General features: G+C 67.5%; 19 protein-coding genes. 10 read left to right on the top strand and 9 right to left on the bottom strand.

The features are described 5' to 3' along the window. Window positions 1-162: 162 nt before the first annotated feature. From RAN53_RS11255 to RAN53_RS11245, 3 genes are all read right to left on the bottom strand, one after another. Window positions 163-3,342, bottom strand: coding sequence for an efflux RND transporter permease subunit (locus RAN53_RS11255; protein WP_305796911.1), 3,180 nt, complete (start codon window positions 3,340-3,342; stop codon window positions 163-165). Continuing rightward, the gene (locus tag RAN53_RS11250; protein ID WP_305796910.1) at window positions 3,339-4,628 is read right to left on the bottom strand and encodes an efflux RND transporter periplasmic adaptor subunit; all 1,290 of its coding nucleotides are present in this window, start codon (window positions 4,626-4,628) and stop codon (window positions 3,339-3,341) included. The genes RAN53_RS11255 and RAN53_RS11250 overlap by 4 nt, the downstream gene beginning before the upstream one ends. 119 nt (window positions 4,629-4,747) lie before the next feature. Continuing rightward, the gene (locus RAN53_RS11245; RefSeq protein WP_305796909.1) at window positions 4,748-6,184 is read right to left on the bottom strand and encodes a TolC family outer membrane protein; all 1,437 of its coding nucleotides are present in this window, start codon (window positions 6,182-6,184) and stop codon (window positions 4,748-4,750) included. 124 nt (window positions 6,185-6,308) lie between these two features. Here RAN53_RS11245 and RAN53_RS11240 point away from each other — a divergent pair, with 124 nt between their 5' ends. After that, window positions 6,309-7,166, top strand: a complete 858-nt coding sequence (locus RAN53_RS11240) for an alpha/beta fold hydrolase (RefSeq protein WP_305796908.1) — start codon at window positions 6,309-6,311, stop codon at window positions 7,164-7,166. Here RAN53_RS11240 and RAN53_RS11235 read toward each other — a convergent pair. After that, complete coding sequence (locus RAN53_RS11235; RefSeq protein WP_305796907.1) at window positions 7,161-8,852, bottom strand: phospholipase D family protein; 1,692 nt, start codon at window positions 8,850-8,852, stop codon at window positions 7,161-7,163. The two genes, RAN53_RS11240 and RAN53_RS11235, sit on opposite strands and share 6 nt — an antisense overlap. 63 nt (window positions 8,853-8,915) lie before the next feature. Between RAN53_RS11235 and RAN53_RS11230 the strand changes: the two genes are divergently transcribed. From RAN53_RS11230 to RAN53_RS11215, 4 genes are read left to right on the top strand one after another with little or no spacing between them, the layout of a single operon-like run. Next, entirely contained in the window at window positions 8,916-10,040 is a 1,125-nt protein-coding gene (locus RAN53_RS11230) for an ABC transporter permease (protein WP_305796906.1), read from the top strand. A 5-nt stretch (window positions 10,041-10,045) separates the two neighbouring features. Beyond that, window positions 10,046-10,828, top strand: coding sequence for an ABC transporter ATP-binding protein (locus RAN53_RS11225; RefSeq protein ID WP_305796959.1), 783 nt, complete (start codon window positions 10,046-10,048; stop codon window positions 10,826-10,828). Window positions 10,829-10,830: 2 nt separating this feature from the next. Continuing rightward, window positions 10,831-11,769: an MlaD family protein gene (locus RAN53_RS11220; RefSeq protein ID WP_305796905.1), complete on the top strand. Its 939-nt coding sequence runs from the start codon at window positions 10,831-10,833 to the stop codon at window positions 11,767-11,769. Between the two features lie 38 nt (window positions 11,770-11,807). Further along, window positions 11,808-12,413: an ABC-type transport auxiliary lipoprotein family protein gene (locus tag RAN53_RS11215; RefSeq protein WP_305796904.1), complete on the top strand. Its 606-nt coding sequence runs from the start codon at window positions 11,808-11,810 to the stop codon at window positions 12,411-12,413. Window positions 12,414-12,435: 22 nt separating this feature from the next. Here the strand turns inward: RAN53_RS11215 and RAN53_RS11210 are convergent, their stop codons facing one another. From RAN53_RS11210 to RAN53_RS11195, 4 genes are all read right to left on the bottom strand, one after another. Continuing rightward, window positions 12,436-13,431, bottom strand: a complete 996-nt coding sequence (locus RAN53_RS11210) for a lipid A deacylase LpxR family protein (RefSeq protein ID WP_305796903.1) — start codon at window positions 13,429-13,431, stop codon at window positions 12,436-12,438. 266 nt (window positions 13,432-13,697) lie between these two features. After that, window positions 13,698-14,303: an NAD(P)H:quinone oxidoreductase gene (wrbA, locus tag RAN53_RS11205; protein ID WP_305796958.1), complete on the bottom strand. Its 606-nt coding sequence runs from the start codon at window positions 14,301-14,303 to the stop codon at window positions 13,698-13,700. A 285-nt stretch (window positions 14,304-14,588) separates the two neighbouring features. Next, complete coding sequence (locus RAN53_RS11200) at window positions 14,589-14,891, bottom strand: hypothetical protein (RefSeq protein WP_305796902.1); 303 nt, start codon at window positions 14,889-14,891, stop codon at window positions 14,589-14,591. 249 nt (window positions 14,892-15,140) lie between these two features. Beyond that, window positions 15,141-15,554 carry a fasciclin domain-containing protein gene (locus tag RAN53_RS11195; RefSeq protein ID WP_414842982.1) on the bottom strand — a complete coding sequence of 138 codons (414 nt, stop codon included), beginning with the start codon at window positions 15,552-15,554 and terminating at the stop codon, window positions 15,141-15,143. A gap of 322 nt (window positions 15,555-15,876) precedes the next feature. On the opposite strand from RAN53_RS11195, the gene RAN53_RS11190 reads away from it, so the two are divergent. Continuing rightward, window positions 15,877-16,191 carry an NGG1p interacting factor NIF3 gene (locus RAN53_RS11190; protein WP_305796900.1) on the top strand — a complete coding sequence of 105 codons (315 nt, stop codon included), beginning with the start codon at window positions 15,877-15,879 and terminating at the stop codon, window positions 16,189-16,191. A 101-nt stretch (window positions 16,192-16,292) separates the two neighbouring features. Here the strand turns inward: RAN53_RS11190 and RAN53_RS11185 are convergent, their stop codons facing one another. Beyond that, window positions 16,293-16,850, bottom strand: a complete 558-nt coding sequence (locus RAN53_RS11185) for an NUDIX hydrolase (RefSeq protein WP_232912398.1) — start codon at window positions 16,848-16,850, stop codon at window positions 16,293-16,295. 78 nt (window positions 16,851-16,928) lie between these two features. On the opposite strand from RAN53_RS11185, the gene RAN53_RS11180 reads away from it, so the two are divergent. The 4 genes from RAN53_RS11180 to RAN53_RS11165 are packed head-to-tail and all read left to right on the top strand — an operon-like array spanning window position 16,929 to window position 20,460. After that, on the top strand, window positions 16,929-17,564 hold the full coding sequence (locus RAN53_RS11180; protein ID WP_305796899.1) for a CoA pyrophosphatase: 636 nt from the start codon (window positions 16,929-16,931) through the stop codon (window positions 17,562-17,564). A gap of 18 nt (window positions 17,565-17,582) precedes the next feature. After that, complete coding sequence (locus RAN53_RS11175; protein ID WP_305796898.1) at window positions 17,583-18,251, top strand: 2OG-Fe(II) oxygenase; 669 nt, start codon at window positions 17,583-17,585, stop codon at window positions 18,249-18,251. Further along, window positions 18,251-19,816, top strand: coding sequence for an ATP-binding protein (locus RAN53_RS11170; RefSeq protein ID WP_305796897.1), 1,566 nt, complete (start codon window positions 18,251-18,253; stop codon window positions 19,814-19,816). The genes RAN53_RS11175 and RAN53_RS11170 overlap by 1 nt, the downstream gene beginning before the upstream one ends. Continuing rightward, window positions 19,813-20,460, top strand: coding sequence for a response regulator transcription factor (locus RAN53_RS11165; RefSeq protein WP_305796896.1), 648 nt, complete (start codon window positions 19,813-19,815; stop codon window positions 20,458-20,460). Before RAN53_RS11170 ends, RAN53_RS11165 begins: the two co-directional genes overlap by 4 nt. Window positions 20,461-20,505 lie beyond the last annotated feature (45 nt).

Here is a 20,505-nt window from a genome sequence, read left to right as displayed (position 1 = left end):
GCTTAGCCGACAAATCAATCCCTGCCGTTCACTATAGACGATCGCGCCGATCGGGGGGCAAGCGCCCCATGACCGGAGTCATGACAGCGAGGGAATTCCCGGAATGACAAGGGGCGCCTCACAGGAGGCGCCCCTTGTCGTGGTGACCCGACCCCGAAAAGGCTAGCCCTGTTCGGATGCCGGAGTCTGGCGATGCGCCTCCTTGCCGCGCAGCTTGCGTCCCAGCCAGTCGGAGACCGAGGCGATCATGGCGTAGAAGCTGGGGATGAAGAAGCTGCCCAGCACGGCCACCGAGGCCATGCCCACCGCCACCGTGGTGCCGATATGGTGGCTGCTGACGTCGCTGGCGCCGCTGGCCAGTGCCAGCGGCAGGGTGCCGAAGATGAAGGCCAGCGAGGTCATCACGATGGGCCGGAAGCGCAGCTCCGCCGCGCTGATGGCGGCCTCGCGGATCGTCTTGCCCAGCTCCTTGCGCTGCAGCTCGGCGAACTCGACGATCAGGATGGCGTTCTTGGCCGCCAGGCCCACCACCACCAGCATGCCGATCTCCACGTAGACGCTGGTGTCGAGCCCGCGCAGCACGATGCCGCCGATGCCGCCCAGGAAGGCGAAGGGCGTGGCGGTCAACACCGCCAGCGGCAGCGACCAGCTCTCGTACTGGGCGGCCAGGATCAGGAACACCATCAGCAAGCCGAAGACGATGGCCAGGGCGGCGGCGCTGCCCGCCTCGCTCTCCTGGTAGGCGGTGCCGGTCCAGCCCATGCCCCAGTTGCTGCCGAGCTCCTCCTCGACGATCTCTTCCATGGCGGCGATCGCCTCGCCGGAGCTGTAGCCTTCGGCCGGACCACCCTGGAACTGAGCCCCCAGGTAGACACCGAAGCGCGACACCACCGCCGGCTTGGCCTGGCGCTCCAGGGTCACGAACTCGGAGAGCGGGATGCGCTCGCCGTTGCCGCCACGCACATAGACCTTGCTCATGTCATCCGGCGTCTTGCGGAACTCGTCCTCGTTCTGCAGGTAGACCTGGAAGTTGCGGTTCTGGTAGCTGAAGTAGTTGACGAAGCCGTTGCCGAAGGTGTTCGCCAGGGTGGCGTTGAGGTCCTGCAGCGCCACCCCGTAGCTGAGCGCCTTCTGCTGGTCGATCTCGGCGCGGTAGCCCGGCACGTTGACATTGAAGGTGGTGAACACTCGCTGCAGCGCCGGGTGCTCGCCCGCCGCCTGCATCACCTGCACCGAGGCCTGGAAGAGCTCTTCGGAGCTCGCCCCCTCGAAGGACTGCAGATAGCCGGTGAAGCCGCCGGTGGTGGAGAGCCCCATGATCGGCGGCACGTTGAAGGCCATGGCCGAGCCGCCGGGAATCTCGGCGCCAAGCTGCATGATGCGGCCCACCAGCTCATCGGCGGTCAGCTCACGCTCCTCCCAGGGCACCATGTTGATGAACATCACGCCCCGGGCGGTATTCACCGCGCTGGAGAGGATGTCGTAGCCCGCCACGGCGGAGCTGTACTCGACCCCCTCGATCTCCTCGATCCGGGAGCTCAGCTCGGCCATATAGGACTCGGTGCGGTCCAGAGAGGCGGAATCGGGCAACTGTATGCTGGCCAGCACCACGCCCTGGTCGGTCTCCGGCACCAGGGACGACGGCGTCGCTTGATACAGCCACCAGGAACCGCCCATCACCAGGGCGGTGAGCAGCAGCGCCAGCCCCCAGAAGCGCACCAGCACCTTGACCACCCACATGTAGCCGGCGGTGATGCCGGCGAACAGGCTGTCGAAGAGGCGCAGCGGCGTGTTGATCGCGCGCTTCAGCTTCGACTCGCCCATCTGCGGCTTGTGCTTGATGAACACCGCCGACAGCGCCGGGGTGAAGGTCAAGGCCATCAATGCCGAGAAGGCCACCGAGATCGCCACCGTCAGCGCGAACTGCTGATAGATCTGGCCGGTGAAGCCGCCCAGGAAGGCCACCGGTACGAACACCGCGGTCAGGATCAGCGAGGTGGCGATGACCGGGCCGCCCACCTCCTTCATGGCGCGGATGGTGGCCTGGGTAACGGAGATCTCATCGTCCTCACTGAGCACCCGTTCGACGTTCTCTACCACCAATATCGCATCGTCCACCACGATGCCGATGGAGAGCACCAGGGCGAACAGCGTCAGCAGGTTGATCGAGAAGCCGAACATGTAGAAGCCGGCGAAGGTGGCCAGCACCGAGACCGGCACCACCGACATGGCGATCACCGTGAAGCGCCAGTTCTGCAGGAAGATGAACAGGATCACGGCGACGATCAGGAAGGCCTCGATGAACACCTTGGTCACGGTGTCCACGGAGGCGCCGATGAACAAGGTGGTGTCATAGGGCACCACATACTCGAGCCCCGGCGGGAAGCGCCCCTCCAGGTCGGCCATGGTGTCGTGGACCGTCTGGGCCGTCTCCAGGGCGTTGGCACCGGGCTGCTGGTTGATGATGATCGGCGTCATGGTGGCGCCGTTGAGCTTGGCACCGACACCATAGAAGGAGGCCCCCAGCTCGATTCTCGCCACGTCATCCAGGCGCAGCGATGAGCCGTCGGGATTGGTGCGCAGGAAGATCTCGCGGAAGTCGTCGACGCTGTTGAGGCGACCGCCGGCGGTGATGGTGTAGGTGAAGGCCCGCGGCTCGCTCTGGGGCGTGCTGGCCAGGCTACCCGCCGGCACCTCGGTATTCTGGGCACGGATCGCCGCAGCCACCTCGGTGGGCGTCAGGTCGTACTGGGCCAGCTTGTCCGGGTCCATCCAGATGCGCATGGCGAACTCGCCACCCCCCAGCACCTCGGCCTCGCCCACGCCGGGTACCTGGCGCAGTTCGTCGAGGATATTGAGGGTGGCGTAGTTCTGCATGAAGACGTTGTCGTAGTCGCCTTCCGGCGAGATCAGCGCCACCAGCATCAGGATCGAGCTGGAGCGCAACTCCACGGTCACGCCCTGGGCCTGCACCTGCTCGGGCAGCTGCGACAGCGCCCCCTGCACCCGGTTGTTGACGTTGATGGTGTTGATATCGCCATCGGTGCCGATATCGAAGGCCACGTTGAGGCTCATCATACCGTTGTCGGCGCTGTTCGAGGTCATGTAGAGCATGTCCTCGACGCCGTTGATGGCCTCCGCCAGGGGGGCGGCCACCGTCTGGGCCACCGTCTCGGCGTCGGCCCCGGGGAACTGGGCGCTCACCGACACGGTGGGCGGCACCACGCTGGGGTACTGCTCGATGGGCAGCACGCGCATGCTGACCACCCCGACCAGCGTCAGGATGATCGCCAGCACCGTGGCGAAGATCGGCCGCTTGATGAAGAAGTTGGAGAAATTCATGAGGCGTCGTCCTCGGCGCCCTCAGCGGGAGCCCCGGACTCGGCCTCGGTCGCCGCTTCCATCTCCGCCTGCTCGGCCTGCCGTTCCTGCTGCTCCTGCTCCTCGACCTCCTCGACGATCTCGCCGGCCTCGCCATCGAAGGGCTGCGGCTCGATGGTGAGGCCCGGCTCGATGCCGGCCAGGTCGCCGACCACCACCCGCTCGCCGGGCTCCACGCCGCCGCGCAGGATCTGCCAGGGGCCGGCGACCTCGCCGAGGTCGACAGGCCGAGCACGGGCCACGTTGTCCTCGTCGAGCACGAACACCTGGGGGCCCATCAGGCCCTGGCCGATGGCGATCTCCGGCACCGCCAGCACCTCGAAGCGCTTCAGCCCCTCGAGTCCGACGCGCACGAACTGACCGGGGAGCACACGGCCATCGGGATTGGCGAAGGTGGCACTGGCCTGAACCGTGCTGGTGCCTTCCTCTACACGCGACCCCAGGAAGTCCAGGTGGCCCTCGAGGCGCCCCTCTTCTCCGCTATCGAGGCCCGGCAGCCGAAGCACGGCCTGGATCTGTTCGACGCTGCCGGCGTCACGCAGCTGGCGACGCAGCTCGAAGGCATCACGCTGGGGCAGCTGGAAACGCACCTCCAGCGGGTCCAGCGGCGTGATGGTGGCAAGCTCCGTGCCACCGCTGACCAGGTTGCCGACGTTGACCCGGGAGAGGCTGATCATGCCCGCGACCGGTGCGGTGACCTCGGCGTAGTTCAAATCGATGCGTGCGCTGGCCAGCGCCGCCTCGGCCTGGGCCACCGCCGCGCGGGCCACGCCCAGCTCCGAACGGGCCTGGTCATACTGCTGCCGGCTCACGGAGTTCTGGCTCAGCAGGCGCTCGAAGCGGGTGGCATCGCGCTGGGCACGGGTCAGCTCGGCGCGGGCGCTCTGCAGGTCGGCCTCACGCTGATTGACCGCCGCCTGGTAGACATCCGGCTCGATGGAGTAGAGCACCTGCCCCTCCTCCACCATTTCGCCGGGCTCGAAGTGGCGTTGTTCAAGGGTACCCGTGACCCGCGCCACCAGGGTCACCTCCTCATCACTGCGCAGCAGCGATGAATAGGACTTGTCCAGATCGATATCCTGGGGCGTCATTTCCACCACTTCCACGGGGTGGGGCGGTCGATCCTGGCTGCCCTGCTGGGCCTGCTGGGCCTGCTGAGGTGCCTCGTCCTGGCCACAGGCGGCCAGCAAAAGACCGGCGGCCAGGACGAGAAGGCCCGCCCGGCCGAATCGGAGTGCAGTCTTCATGTGCGTGGGGTTCCCGTTATGACGTCAAGGTGGAACGAATTTTACATTCATTCTTGTATGGATGTAAACATTAGCCGCCTAAGCAAAGCCCAGGCGGCCAATGTCCGCGATACCTGCCGCTAGGGGGTGGGTCGTTCGCCGATATCCATCACCGGGTCGCCGCTACTCTCGTCCGGCAGCTGGAAATCGACGCTGCCGCCGTCGAGCCAGGCGTTGACCTCGGCCAGGGCCTGCTCGTCGAGGGTGCCGGCCTGCTGGCGCAGGGTCAGCAGGTTGATCACGTAGTCGTAGCGGGCGCTGGCCAGCTCGGCGACGGCGTTGTAGAGGTTCTGCTCGGCGTTGAGCACATCGACGATGTTGCGGGTGCCCACCTCGTAGCCGGCGCGGGTGGCATCCAGGGCACTCTGGTTGGAGACCACCGCCTGGGCCCGCGCCTCCACCGTGGAGACGTCGTTGGTCACCCGGGTATAGCTGGAGCGTACGTCCTGGATGGTGCTGCGCCGCTGATCCTCGAAGTCGTACTGTGAGGACTCCAGCAGGTAGGTGTTCTGGCGCACCGAGGCGCTGGTGCGGCCACCGGTATAGAGGGGCACGCTGACGCCCACGCCGACCTGGCTACCCGAGTCGTGACCGTCGATGCCGTCGGCATCGCTGTCCGAATAGTTGTAGTTGGCGAAGGCGTCGACCCGGGGCAGGCGCCCGGCGCGAGCGATCTCCACCGCGCTGCGCGATACCTCGATGCCGGCCTGGCTGGCCAGCACCTGGGGATTGTTCTGCATGGCCAACTCGACCCAGGCACCGCGGTCGGTCGGCGTCGGGGGCGCGATGGCGAGCGCCTCGCCCAGGGCGTCGATGCTCTCGTAGCGCTGGCCGGTGAGCCGCTCGAGGGCCTCGAAGCGCACCTGCAGGTCGCTCTCGGCGGCGATGCGGATCGCCCTGGCCTGATCGAAGGCCGCCTTGGCCTCCTCCACCTCGGTGATGGCGATCAGGCCCACCTCGAACTGCTCACGGGCCTGCTCGAGCTGGCGGTTGATGGCGCGCTCCTGGGCGCGGCGTGCCTCCAGCACCTCATGGGCGCGCAGGATCTCGAAGTAGGCGGTAGAGACATTGATCAGCACGCCCTGCTCGGTGGCGGCCAGGCGGTAGAGCTGCTGGTCGATCTCGCGCTCGCTGCGCTCCACCTGGCGGCTATCGATGGCGTTGAACAGCGCCTGGGTGGCCTCGAGGGTGATGCCGAAGCGGTTGACGTTGTCATCCCCCTGGAACTGTCCCGGAGTGGATTGCGACTCGTACTGGCGGTTATGGGTGAGGTTGCCGGAAGCGCTGACCTGGGGCAACAGGTCCGCCCGCTCCACGTCACGCCCCGCCTCGACGCCGCTGGTCTGGGAGCGCGCCGAGGCCAGCTCGGCGTTGTTCTGCAGGGCGTCCCGGGCGATGGTCAGCAGGTCCGCCGCCTGGGCGGGCGCCGCCAGGGCGGAAGCCACCATCATCGGCAACAGGGCACGGCGCAGGACTCGCGCAGGGCGGGCACAACGCGACGGGCTGGGTGACGTCATCGGCTCATCCTCGATCGATGGGAAGTTGATATACATACATTGTCGCATGTTCGTGGATCGATTCCACCTTATCATCGAGGTTAAATATGGCATATCGTGGACACCCCGGCGGCGGAGGCGCAGCATGCAGCAGCTCGAGTGGATCAGCGTAGACGATCTCGACGTGGCGGTGAGGGTCTGGCACCCCGGCGCCCGCCGTACCCTGGTGGCCTGGCATGGCCTGGCCCGCCACGGCGGTGACTTCGCCGCCCTCGCCCGCCGCCTCGGCCCCGAGTGGCGCGTGCTGGCGCCGGATACCCCGGGGCGCGGCCTCTCGTCCTGGTCGCCCCGTCCCGAACGCGACTACACCTACGCCCGCTATGCCGAGGTCGCCCGCGTCCTGCTCGACCGCTTCGCCCTCGAACGCGTGGCCTGGCTGGGCACCTCCATGGGCGGCCTGCTGGGTCTTCGCCTGGCGGCCGAGCCGGCCACCGCCTCGCGCATCGAGCGCCTGGTGCTCAACGATATCGGCCCCGCGCTCGAACCGACGGGCCTGGCCGAACTGGGCGAGTACTTCTCACGCCCCCATGAATTCCCGAGTTTCCGTGATCTCGAGGCGGAGCTGCGCCATCACTATGCCGGCTTCGGCATCGCCGATGACGACACCTGGCGCCGCCTGGCGCTGGAGAGCGCACGGCGCCTGCCGGATGGGCGCTGGAGCTTCCACTACGACCCGGCCATCACCGCGCAGTTTGCCAACGACACCCCCCGCGACCTGTGGGCCGACTGGGCCAGCCTGGGCTGTCCGGCGATGGTGATTCGCGGCGCCCATTCGCCGCTGCTCGCCGCCAACACGGTGCAACGCATGGCGGCAACCCAGCCCGGCCTGGTCAGCCTGGAGGCGGCCGGCTGCGGCCATGCGCCCTTCCTGGATCGCGACGACCAGGTCACCGCCATTGCCGACTTCCTGGCGTGCCACACTCCCCAGCGCCGAGACCTATAGCAACCACTCGATGGGCAGCAGCGAGATCAGGAAGACGCCCAGCCGTTTCAACCTGCCGGTGTTGGGTTCCGTGTCGTGGCGAATCACCCGCCCATCGCGCTGCTCGATCCAGTAGAGATCCCCCTCGCGATCCAGGCGCACCTCGTAGGCGCTGGAGGGGATCCCGGTCTCGAAGGTGGCATCGATCTGCCGAGCCAGTGCCGGGCTCTCGATGATGAACCCCAGCTCGGTGTTCAGGTGGGCCGAGCGAGGATCGAAGTTGAACGACCCCACGAACACCCGCTCGCCATCCACGGCGAAGGTCTTGGCATGCAGGCTGGTACCGGAACTGCCGAAGGGGCCGGCCCTCAACCCGTCACCCTGCTGGTTGCTGCCACGGTGCATCTCGTAGAGCCTGACTCCCGCCTCGAGCAGGGCCTTGCGCCGCTTGGCATAACCGGCGTGTACGGCGATGACATCGGTGGCCTCCAGGGCATTGGTCAGCACCCGGACCTGGACAGCGTCCCGCGCCTGGCGTCGCAGCGCCGCCGTGCCGGCCTCGGCGGGCACGAAATAGGGGGAAACCAGCGCCACCGAGGCCTCGGCATCGCTGAACAGGCGCTCCAGCTCATGGAACAGCAGCCCCTCGTCACTCGCCTGCCCAAGCCCCTTGGCGGGATCATCACTGAGCATGTGAACCGGGCTCCACTCCAGCTCGAGCTCTCCGGCGACCAGCTTCTGCACAAGCTCGGTCTCCGCCACGGCCTCCAGATAACGATCCGCCTCGGGATCACGGGACTCCTCGCCGGCCGCCCTGGCGAGCCGCTCGAGTCCTGCGGGGTCGGTTCCCGACAGGAGGCGCGCCACCGGATAGGCCGAGGCACTGCGCCAGTAACGATCGAAGTCCGCGGAGACCGCATCGACCACATCGCCGACGGCCAACACATCCAGGTCCGAGAAGTGCACATCGCCGGAGGCGGCGAAGTACTCGTCGGCGATATTGCGCCCGCCGATGATCGAGGCCTGATTGTCGGCGATGAAGGCCTTGTTGTGCATGCGCCGGTTGGCCCGGGAGAAATCGGTCAAGAAGCCGAGCCACTTGGGTGAGCGCACCACGAAGGGATTGAACAGCCGGATCTGGATATTGGGGTGACTGGCCAGCGCCGCCAGTTCGCCATCGATCCCCGCGGTGCCACTATCGTCGAGCAGCAGGCGCACCCTGACCCCGCGATCGGCGGCCTCATGCAGCGCCTCCAGCAACAGCACACCGGTGGTATCGAGACGCCAGATGTAGTACTGCAGATCCAGGGTGCGCTCTGCGGCATGGGTCATCACCATCCGCGCGGCGAAGGCATCGGTGGGACTGGCCAGCGGATGGATGCCGCTCAGGCCGGGATGTTCATCGACCCGCGGCGCCAGGGCCTGGCCGAGCCGCGTGGCGCGGCTCTGCTCCTCGTCCAGCGCCGACGATTCGAGCCGACCCTCGAGGGAGGGCAGCGAGCAGCCACCGAGCAGCGCCAGCAGGGCCAGCCACGCAAGACCCCGGGACAGGGTGAGAGGTGTCGTGATGGTAGCGCTCCTGTCCGGCGGTGGATCGTTGCGGCATGATCCACCCCAGCACGCCCGTCGGCAACCACCACTGGCATATGGCCCAACGACACCCGGGGACTGCCCCGGGAGACGACAGAGCGCGGTGCGGCGCGGCAAACTTACCGACAGGCGTGTGCAGTGATAGCATCGCTACATGCGCAACCCGAGACTCCCTCGACCATGACCGAACCGGGCCACATCGACCAGCAGGACGACCACCTGGCCATCAGCGGCGATTGGATTCTCCCCCACTACGCCACGCTGAAGCGTCGGGTCGAGGGCCTGGCGAAGATACGCGAGCCCTCCCCTCTGGGCATCGATCTCTCGCAAATCGCTGACCTGGATACCGCCGGTGCCACCCTGCTGATGGAGCTGGTCGGCAGCGAGCAGCTCGCCGCCATCGATGACTGGGCCCCCGCGCTTCCGGCGCCCCGTCGCGCCCTGCTGCGTACCCTGGGCGAGGCCATGGTGGGACACTCGCCTCCCGCACTGCGGCCGGCACGCCCGGTGCGTGATTTCCTGGCCGAGACCGGCCAGCGAGTCGACGGTCTCTGGCAGCAGCAACGCCAGCTGCTCGGCTTCATCGGCCTGACCCTCGCCACCCTGGCCGCCACCCTCTGGCACCCGCGTCGCTGGCGGCCCACCGCGGTGGTGGCCCAGGTCCACCAGACCGGCCTCAATGCCCTGCCCATCGTCGCCCTCCTCACCTTCCTGGTGGGTGCGGTGGTGGCCTTCCTCGGCGCCACGGTGCTGCGCGACTTCGGCGCTACTATCTACACCGTCAACCTGGTCGCCTTCGCTTTCCTGCGCGAGTTCGGCGTATTGCTGGCCGCCATCCTGCTCGCCGGTCGCACCGCCAGCGCCTTCACCGCCCAGCTCGGCGCCATGAAGGCCAACGAGGAGCTCGACGCCATCCGCACCCTGGGACTCGATCCCATGGAGCTGCTGGTACTGCCGCGGGTGCTGGCATTGATGCTGACGCTGCCGATTCTCACCTTCGTGGGCATGCTCAGCGGCATCCTCGGCGGGGCGCTGGTCTGCCTGGTGGCCCTGGACATCTCGGCGGTGCAGTTTGTCGCCATCCTCGAGCGGGATATCGCCGTGCAGCACTTCCTGGTGGGCATCGGCAAGGCACCGCTGTTCGCCTTCGTGGTGGCGGTGATCGGCTGCCTCGAGGGTTTCAAGGTGAGCGGCAGCGCCCAGTCGGTGGGTGAACACACCACCTCCAGCGTGGTGCAGTCCATCTTCATGGTGATACTGCTCGATGCGGTGGCGGCGCTGTTCTGCATGGAGATGGGCTGGTGAGCGAGATGCCGCCACCGCTGATTCGCGTACGCGACCTGGAGAACCGCTTCGGTCGCCATGTCGTCCACCAGGGGCTGGACCTGGAGCTCTACCCGGGCGAGGTCCTCGGCGTGGTCGGTGGCTCCGGCACCGGCAAGTCGGTACTGCTGCGCAGCATCGTCGGCCTGCACCGCCCCAGCGCCGGGCGCATCGAAGTGTTCGGCGAGGACCTTCAGCGTCTCTCGCCCCGGGAGCGCTCCCGGGTGGAGCGCCGCTTCGGGGTGCTCTTCCAGCGCGGGGCACTGTTCACGTCGCTGAACCTGCAGGAAAACGTTGCCCTGCCGCTGATCGAGCACATCGGGCTTTCCCGCGCCGATGCCGAGGGCCTGGCCCGGGTCAAGCTCGCCCTGGCCGGACTACCCGCCAAGGCGGCGATCCAGTACCCCGCCGAGCTCTCCGGGGGCATGATCAAACGCGCCGCCCTGGCCCGGGCCCTGGCGCTGGACCCCGAGGTGCTGTTCCTGGACGAACCCACCGCCGGCCTGGACCCGATCGGCGCGGCGGCCTTCGACCAGCTGCTGCTGACCCTGCGCGACGCCCTGGGCCTGAGCGTGTTCCTGGTCACCCACGACCTGGACACCCTCTACACGGCCTGCGACCGGGTGGCGGTGCTGGCTCAGGGCCGCGTGCTGGTGGCCGGTCGCCTCGAGAGCGTGGCGACCACCGAGGACGCCTGGATCCACGATTACTTTCACGGCCCCCGGGGCCGCGCGGCCGAAGGCGCCGCTCGCACCGCCAAGGAGAGTTGACCATGGAGCCCCGCGCCCACCATGTGCTGATCGGCCTGTTCACCGTGCTCGCCCTGGGTGGCGCGCTGCTGTTCGCGCTGTGGCTCGGCAAGTCCAGTGTCGACCGTGACTATGCCTGGTATGAGGTCGGCTTCAACCGTGCCGTCAGCGGCCTGGCGGAGGGCAACGCCGTGAACTACAGCGGCATCGAGGTAGGCAATGTGGTCGAACTGCGCCTCGACCCCCAGGATCCTCGCCAGGTGCGGGCGCTGATCCGCGTCTATGGCGACATCCCCATCAAGGCCGACACCCGCGCCAGCCTGGCCCTGGCCAATATCACCGGCAGCATGAACATCCAGCTCTCCGGCGGCACCCCGGAGAGCGAGCGCCTGGAGGGCGACCGCGACGACCCGCCATTGATCCAGGCAGACCCCTCGCCGCTGAGCTCGCTGCTGGCCAACAGTGAGGAACTCTTCGCGCAGGTGGACCGGTTACTGACCAATGCCAACCGCCTGCTCTCCGCGGAGAATGCGGGGAATCTGACGCAAACCCTGGCCAACCTGAAGCGGGCCAGCGCCACCCTCGCCGGCGATGACCTCGACCTGACGGCGCTGGGCGAACGACTCGACGCCACCCTGGCCCAGGCCGAGGCGACACTTGCCACCTACGCCCGACTCGGCGAGCGTGCCGACCGCCTGCTGGATGAGGAGGGCCAGCGCACCCTGGGCCGAGCAGAGCGCGCCATGGCCTCCCTGGAAGAGGGCGCCGGGCGGCTGGCCCGCCTGACCGCCGACCACGAACAGGACATCGCCCGCGGACTGCAGGGAATCGGCGAAATCGACCCCGCCATGCGTGAACTGCATGCAGCGCTGCGCACCCTCAACCGCCTGGTGCGCCGCCTCGAGGAGAGCCCCGCCGACACCCTGCTGGGCCGCGACCCGCTGCCCGAATACGCGCCGTGATTGCCCGCCAGGAGAGACCCCTTATGGGAGTACACGCGATGCCCCGATACCCACGCTTCCTGCTGCTGGCCCTGCTGCTGGCCCTCCTCGCCGGCTGCACGATCCTGCCGGAGCGCGAGCCCCAGCGGCTGTTCGAGCTGCCCGCCGGTGAGTCGGCGCCCCTCCAGGGCCGCCCCCTGGATGCCACCCTGCGCATCGATTCCTTGAGCGCCAGCGCGCCTCACGCCGGCAACCGGCTGCTGGTGATGCCGCGTGCCAATGAGTTCGAGGCCTGGGGTGGCGTGCGCTGGCGCGACGACGCCCCGCGGCTGCTGCAGGAGCGGCTGCTCGAGGCCTTTCGCCGCGCCGGGCGCCTGGGCGGCGTGATCGACGAGGCCAGCGCCGCGCGCAGCGACGCCACCCTGAGCGGCCACCTCGTCGCCTTCCACCTGCGCCTCGAGGGCGACACCCGCCGCGCCGTGGTGAGCCTCGACGCCGAGCTGATCGATGAATCCAGCCGTGAGCTGCTGGCCAGCCGACGCTTCGAGGCCACGGCCTTGGCCGACGACGCCACGCCCGAGGCGGCGGTGATGGCACTGGGCCAGGCCAGCGACGAGATGATCGCCCGCCTACTGGCCTGGACGTTCGAGGAACTGAGGCCTTAGGCCACGGAGGTGTGAAGGCAGCCTAGAACCAGCGCGACAGGGTGAGCGACCCGAAGGCGTGATGGGCATCCTGGGAGGCAAACTCCTTGGTGCGCCAGGCGTGAGCCAGGGAGAGCTGCCAGCGATCCCAGGAGAGCGCCACGCCGATCAAGGCATCCCCCACCCACTCCTCGCGATCCACCGAGTGGCTATCCTCGAAGGTATTGCCGTCGAGCAGCAGGTTGTGGGCCATGTAGCGCCCCTCCAGCGAGGCGAAGGCACTCCAGTTGAAGTCCTGGTCGGGTCGAAAGTATGACCAGCCGCCCTGGGCCGGGGCGATGGCCGGGATGCCGAAGCTGGCATCGAGGTTGGAGCCGAGACGCAACCCGAGGCCCGAGGCGGCGTAGGTATAGAGGTTACCCAGCGCGAAGCCCAGCCGGGGGCCGTACTCCAGGTCGAGCCCCGCCACCGAGGCGCGATCGATCCAGGCGTGCTTGTAGGCCAGGTTGACCACCGGCTCGTTATTCAGCTGATGATCCCAGCCACGCGGCTCGTCGGCGGCGATGAACTCGTGAAACTCGCGCTGGAGGACCTCGGCGCCCGAGGCCGGCCCCACCATCCCCACGTCCAGGTTGAGGTTCCTCGCCTCGCGCCAGCCAGCGTGGCGAATGTTGTCGAACAGCGAGATTCCCCCCAGCAGCACCCCCGCATAGGGGCGGTCGTCCTCGACCAGCCGGGAGATACGGATCTCCTCGGGGGTATACATCTGATGCGTCAGGCGATACGCCCCACCATCCAGTCCGCTGTCACGCCATCCCGGCAGGTTGGCGGCGACCCGGTGAAGCCAGTGCTGCGCCTCGGGTTCGAATGACCAGATGGCTTCGACCCCGTTGGTATAGTGCCCATCCGAATCGCTGAAGACGGAATAGCTGTCGTTTTCGGATTTTACCGTCAGCAGCCCCGATGCCGGTTGCTGCGCGTGCACAAGCGGCGCCAACCACAACAGCATCCCCGCCACGACCCAGGCCCGTCGCTGCACCCTGCCCCCTTACATGCAATGTCGAATGTATTATACAGCTAATAATAAACCACCTAACAACAAGGTCAATGCAAGACACGCGATGCCGCCTGGGCGCCTATGGCTGATCGAAGCGCGGGCCAGACACCTCGATCGCTACCCCCTGCAGGAGCCCCCGGCTCAAGGAGTGTCCAAGTTGCGCCTTGCGACACAAGAAATCGGCAAGGCCCGCGGCGCGGGACCTTGCCGACTGATAACACCCGATATGACAGGAGCGCTGAAAGGAATCAGCCGTTGGCCTTGAGCCGGGCCGCGACCTTGGCCACGCTCTCGCCCTGGAAGCGGGCGATGGTCAGTTCCCGATCATCGGGCTGGCGCGAGCCGTCACCCCCGGCGATGGTGGAGGCGCCATAGGGAGTACCGCCGCCGACCTGAGAGATATCGAACAACTCCGGGGTGGCATAGCCGATCGGCACGATGATCATCCCGTGGTGGGCCAGGGTGGTCCAGGTGGAGGTAATGGTCATCTCCTCGCCGCCGCCGGTACCGGTGGAGGTAAAGACGCTGGCCACCTTGCCGACCAGGCCACCGTTGGCCCACAGGCCACCGGTCTGGTCGAGGAAGGTACGCATCTGGCCGGCCATGTTGCCGAAGCGCGTGGGCGTGCCGAAGATGATGGCGTCGTAGTCGGCCAGCTCCTTGGGCGAGGCCTCCGGGGCCTGCTGGTCAGACTTGCCTCCCGCCGACTTGAACGCTTCCGGGTCCATGGTCTCCGGCACACGCTTGACCGTCACCTCGACGCCGTCGACACGGCGTGCGCCGTCGGCAATGCTGTTCGCCATCGTCTCGATATGGCCATACATGGAGTAATAGAGAACCAGTACCTTGGTCATGGGTTGTATCTCCTCGGTGGTGTTCTTCTCGCGGGTGTTGCGGGCCGTCGACCTTCCGAACAGACGGGCAATTGCCTCGGTCAGTGATGCCATAAAGCGTCTCCTGTAGATCCGTGAGGCTTATGACCTACGCGTCTTTCATCCTCGTCGCCCGTTATGCATCCAACGAGGCTCGCCCCACGAAAACATAGCAGTAGTACATGTGTTTTCTGATGAATTGTTTACATCCCTACGAGCGAATTTATCGATGCAGGCTGCAGATTCACCCTGGCGAAATTGTCGCCCTCAGGTGGTCGCCTCACGGGCCGGCGTCAGGGGATCTACCGTCAACTCGATGTCAGTCACATGCCGGTGTTGCGCCTCCAGGCGCGCCCGCGCCTTGGCCATGGCCGCACTCGCCCCTTGATTCTCGATAGCCGCGGAGGAAGCCGTCAGCGGTGCATGCGTCTCGGCACTTGGCGACGTTGCCTGGCCGGAATAAGCCAGTGGTTCGTTCAGTTGCATGGTGAGCGCGGGGGCCTGTCCGGCCTGGGCGGCCATCGGAACACCGGCGATAAGCAGGGCTGACAGCGTGAGCTTGAGTTTCATGGTGGATCTCCTCGTGTGTCGAAACGGGATGTCTTAAAGCGAGATCATCTCTCGGAATGTTATTAGCATGCTAACAGCATATCCATTTCGAACAGAAGAGACTTGAATTGCATTTTATTTTCGAATTAATCGAATAAAAGACGAGTCGTCACACCAGTGCACAAAACCGCGCACAAAAAAGCCGCCCGGGGCGGGGCGGCAAGCAGGGACAGAGCATGGACTAGCGGATCAGCGGTCTTGCGCTGGGACTCACTCCGGCATCAGCACGCTGTCGATCACGTGGATGACACCGTTGCTGGTCTCGATATCGGCCTGGATGACGGTGGCGTCGTCGATCATCACGCTGCCATTCATGGTGGTAATGGTCAGGTCCTGACTCTGGACGGTGGTGGCGCTGTCGGCGGCCATGGCGTCCTCGGCCATGATCTTGCCAGACACCACGTGGTAGGTGAGGATCGCCTGGAGCTGATCGCGATTCTCCTCCTCCAGCAGCGACTCCACCGTGCCCTCTGGCAGGGCGGCAAAGGCCTCGTCGGTGGGTGCGAAGACGGTGTAGGGCCCCTCGCCCTTGAGGGTCTCGACCAGGCCGGCGGCCTGGACCGCGGCCACCAGGGTCTCGAACTGACCGGCCTCCACGGCGGTATCGACGATGTCCTTCTTCATTCCGTGATGGTCGGCCTGGGCGGCGGCAGAAAGCAGCACGCCGGCGGCAGCGGCGGTCATCCAGCCAACGGTCTTCATCTTCTTGTGGATCATGGTCTCACCTCGTTCACGGTGGCCCCGGCAAGGGGCCTGGTGTGGTCAGGGGAACGACCCGGCGGCGACGGCCGCATAGCTGTACAGGTCAACTTATTTGTACATGTATTGAACAAGAAGTTCACCCCTGTCGCAGAATTTTTTTCTCGCGGCCCCGCCGGCGGGGCTGACGCCGCCCCCCGAGCTATGGCACAAGGGGTCGGATGGCAGGCATCAAGGGAGAGCGATCATGTACAAGCTGGCCTTCTTCGTCCCCGAGGAGGACGCCGAGGCGGTCAAGGAGGCGGTGTTCGCCACCGGCGCCGGGCGTATCGGTGACTACGAGGCGTGCTGTTTCCAGACCCGGGGCACGGGCCAGTTTCGCCCCCTGGAGGGCGCCGACCCGCATATCGGCCGGGTCGGCGACCTGGAGCGGGTGGAGGAACTCAAGGTGGAGCTGGTCTGCGAGGATGCGCTGATCCGCGCGGCAATCGCGGCGCTGCGCCTCGCCCATCCCTACGAGGAGCCCGCCTTCGACGCCTGGCGGCTGGAGCCGTTCGACTGAGCGGGGTGTGATCCACGCCCCTCGAGCGCACTGCTGAGGCCCGGCTTCGTCAGGCCGAACCGGGCGTATTCACGCGGAACCCCAGTCAGGCGGCCCCCCAGTCAGGCGGAACCAAAGTAGCGCTCGCGATCCTCGGCGGTGATGTCGCTGATATGCAGCGGATAATCACCCTCGACTCGGTCGCGATAGAAGTGCCGAAGGGTGCGCTCGATGGTGGGGAAGGCGAGCTCGTCCCAGGGGATCTCATGCTCCTCGAAGAGTGCCACCTCGAGGCTCTCCGGTCCGGCGTCGAAGCCACCGACCAGGTCGGCCAGGAACATCATGTAGACCTGGTTGATATGCGGCAGGTTGATCAGGGTGTAGAGGCCATGCACCGTCACCTCGGCGCAGGCCTCCTCGAGGGTCTCCCGGGCGGCCGCCTCGACGGTGGTCTCGGCGTTCTCCATATAGCCCGCCGGCAGGGTCCAGTAGCCCTTGCGCGGGGCGATGGCGCGGCGGCACAGCAATACCCGGCTGCCGCTCACCGGCAGGGTACCGGCGACGATCCGCGGGTTCTGGTAGTGGATGCTGCCGCATTCGTCGCACAGGTAGCGGGGGCGGTCATCCCCTCGGGGAATCGCGAAGCGCACGGCATGGCCGCAGTGGCTGCAGAAGTTCATGGGGCTCCCTGACAGTCGGGCGGGCTTGACGCCGCGGAAGGCGGCCGGGTAGAAGATACCAAACCCGACGGAAACCTCATGTTAGAGAAACTTCGTGAACGCCTGCAAGCACACCGCCCGCGCCGCCTGACACTGCGCCTGCCCGAGGCGGCGGTGCTGCTGCCCATCGTCGACCGCCCCGAACCGACCCTGCTGTTCACCCGCCGCGCCGACCATCTCAACACCCACAGCGGCCAGGTGGCCTTCCCCGGCGGCAAGCGCGAGGCCCAGGACCCCGATCTGCTGACCACCGCCCTGCGCGAATCCGAGGAGGAGATCGCCCTGCCGCCGCATCATGTGCAGCTGCTCGGCCGACTCTCGGAGGTGGTCTCGCTGCACGGCCTGCGGGTCACCCCCTACGTGGGGCTTATTCCGCCTGACCTGCCGCTGGTCGCCGACCCCACCGAACTGGACATCATCTTCGAGGTGCCACTGGCGCTGTTCCTGGAGGATCGCCGCCACCATACCGACGTCATCCCGGTGGACGGCCGCCCCTGGTACGTGCCCAATTACCACGTCGACGGCCAGGTGATCTGGGGACTCTCGGCGATGATGCTGGCGGAACTGCTCGCCGAGGGCTTCGGCCAGCCGATCGACCTGCATCGCGAGCCCCCGGGCCCGCTGTGCTACTTTCCCGACCGCCTGCTGCGCATCCAGCAGCACGCCACCACCTGAGCCGGGGACCGACGCCGCATGCAGACTTCCACGCCGATCGCCCCGCACGTCCTGTCGCCTGCGGCCCTGCCCGAGCTGATCGACGCCCTGGTCGAACAGGGCTGGTACCTGGGTGAGGGGGTGCTCGATGCCGGGGTCTGCGCGGCGCTGCATGCCGAGCTCAACGACCGCGCCGATCGCGAGGCCCTGTCCGCGGCCGGCATCGGCCGTGGCAGCGAGCACGCCCTGCGCCGCGACATCCGCGGCGACGCCATCCACTGGCTCGACCGCGAGAGCCAGGCCCAGCGCCGCTACCTGGCCGCCATGGGCGAGCTTCAGCAGGCGCTCAACCAGGCGCTGTTCCTGGGACTCTTCGAGTACGAGGCGCACTTCGCCCACTACCCGCCCGGAGCCTTCTACCGCCGCCACCTCGACAGCTTCCGCGGCCGCGCCAATCGGGTGATCTCAACGGTAGGCTACCTCAACCCCGACTGGCCGGAGGATGGCGGCGGCGAGATGCTGATCTTCGCCCCCGACGATCCCGAGCGGGAGGTGGCACGAGTCAGGCCCACGGCCGGCACCTTCGCCTGCTTCCTCTCCGAGACGGTGCCCCATGAGGTGCTCCCCACCCGCCTCCCCCGCGCCAGCATCGCCGGCTGGTTCCGGCGCAATGCCTCGCTGGGCGGCCTGGTCGATCCGGCACGCTGATGACCAGGCAAGGCGACAGCACCACCCGCCTGACCGACCTGGAGGCGCGTTGTGCCGAGCTGGAGGAGCACAACCGCGCCCTCGCGGCCCAGCGCGACCACTATCGGTGGCTGGCCGAGAGCAGCACCGACCTGATCTCGCGCCATGCCCGGGACGGCACCTTCCTCTACGCCTCCCGCGCCGCCCGCGACCTGCTCGGCTATTCGCCCGAGGAGCTGATCGGCGTGTGTGCCTACGACCTCTTCCATCCCGCCGACCTGGCCGACCTGCTCAACAAGTCGCCGCGGATCTACTATCACGATGGCTTCTACCAGCAGACCTATCGCTTTCGCGCCAGGGACGGCCATTACGTATGGTTCGAGACCACCAGCCGAACCCGCCGCGACCCGGCCAGCGGCGAACTGCTCGATATCCTCTGCGTGTCCCGGGACGTCGGCCGGCGCATCCGCGCCGAGGCCAACCGCGAGCGCCTGGCCCGGGTGGTGGAGTCGACCACCGAGTTCGTGCTGTTCATGGATGACGACGAGCGGCTGTTCTACGCCAACCAGGCCGCACGCCACCTCCTGCAGCTGCCTCGCACCGGCGGCGCCGCGCGCCTGGCCGACGCCTATGTCGAGGGCTCGCTGGCCGACCTGCGCGATATCGTGCTGCCCGCCGTGGCCCGCTACGGCTCCTGGAGCGGTGAACTGGAGATGCGCGGCCCCGAGGGGCCGGTAGCGGTGCTCAGTGTGGTGATGGCGCATTCGGGCCCCGGCACCGAACCTGGGCATGTATCGCTGCTCAATCGCGATATTCGCCTGCGCCAGGCGGCCGAGGAGCAGGCCCGCCACCACCAGGCGCAGATCGCCCACGCCAACCGGCTGGCCACCACCGGTGAGTTGGCCTCCAACATCGCCCACGAGCTCAATCAGCCGCTGGGCACCATCGCCAATTACGCCAGTGGCGCCCTGCTCAAGCTGGATGCCGGCCAGCCGGTCGAGGCGCTGCGCCTGCCGCTGGAGCGGATCCAGGCGCAGGTAGCGCGCCTCGGGGAACGCCTGCGCCATATCCGCGGCTTCGTGCGCAAGGGACAAATCCGGCCGCGCCCCATGACACTCGCCGAGGTGATGGATGCCGCCTGCCGGCTCTGCGAGTGGCAGTACCAGCAGGCCCGCGTCGACCTCGAGCTGGCCCTCGTGGAGCCGCTGCCGCGGGTGGTCGCCGACCCGGTGGCCCTGGAGCAGGTGCTGGTCAACCTGCTTCTCAACGCCCTGGAGGCGAGCCGCGGGCACCCCCGCGCCGAACGGGTCGCGATCAGGGCCCGACGCAGCGGACGCCGTGAGGTGACCCTGACCGTCACCGACCAGGGGCCCGGCGTACCCACCGACCAGGCGGAACGCATCTTCGCGCCCTTCCACTCGGGCCGCGCCGAGGGCCTGGGCATGGGCCTGGCCATCAGCCGCTCGCTGATGGAGGCCATGGGCGGCGACCTGCGCCTGCTCCCGTCGGACGGTTCCGGCGGCGCCACCTTTGCCGCTACACTGCTCGCCGAACCCTCCCACGCCGATGCCATGACGCGCCCATGACCGACACCTCCTTGCCCCGCATCGCCATCGTCGACGACAACCAGGACCTGCGCGAGTCGCTGGCCTTCCTGCTCGACTCCGTGGGCATCGAGAGCCGGCCCTTCGCCGACGGCGAGGCCTTCCTGGCCGCCGACCCCGAGGGCTTCGACACGCTGCTGCTGGACGTGCGCATGCCGGGCCTCTCCGGCCTCCAGGTGCAGCAGCGCCTCGGCGAACTGGAAAATCCCCCGCCGGTGATCTTCATGACCGGCCACGGCGATGTGCCCATGGCCGTCGCCGCGCTCAAGGCCGGTGCCCGCGACTTCCTCGAGAAGCCCTTCAACCACCAGCAGCTGATCGATACCGTGCAGCAGGCGCTGCTCGCCCACCAGCAGGCCCGCCAGGCAGGTGCGCGTCTCTCGGCGCTGCGTGAACGCTATGCCGCGCTGCGCCCCAAGGAGCGCCAGATCCTGGTACACGTGGCCCGGGGCCTGACCAGCCGCGAGGTGGCCGACCACCTCGGGATCAGCCCCAAGACGGTGGAAATCTACCGGCTGCGCGCCATGAAGGCCCTGGGTGCCGCCAACCTGGCCGAGCTGGTGCGCCTGTGCGTGGCGCTGGGCCTGGTGGAAGCGCTGCCGCAACATCCCGCCGACAGCGACTGATCCATCCGTGATTCGTGGCAGGAAGCCCTTGACCATGGGGTAACC

It is taken from the genome of Halomonas sp. SSL-5 (assembly GCF_030708455.1).
Taxonomy (GTDB): domain Bacteria; phylum Pseudomonadota; class Gammaproteobacteria; order Pseudomonadales; family Halomonadaceae; genus Halomonas.
The sequence above is the reverse complement of the archived record's forward strand: the minus strand, read 5'-3'. Positions and strand labels throughout refer to the sequence as shown.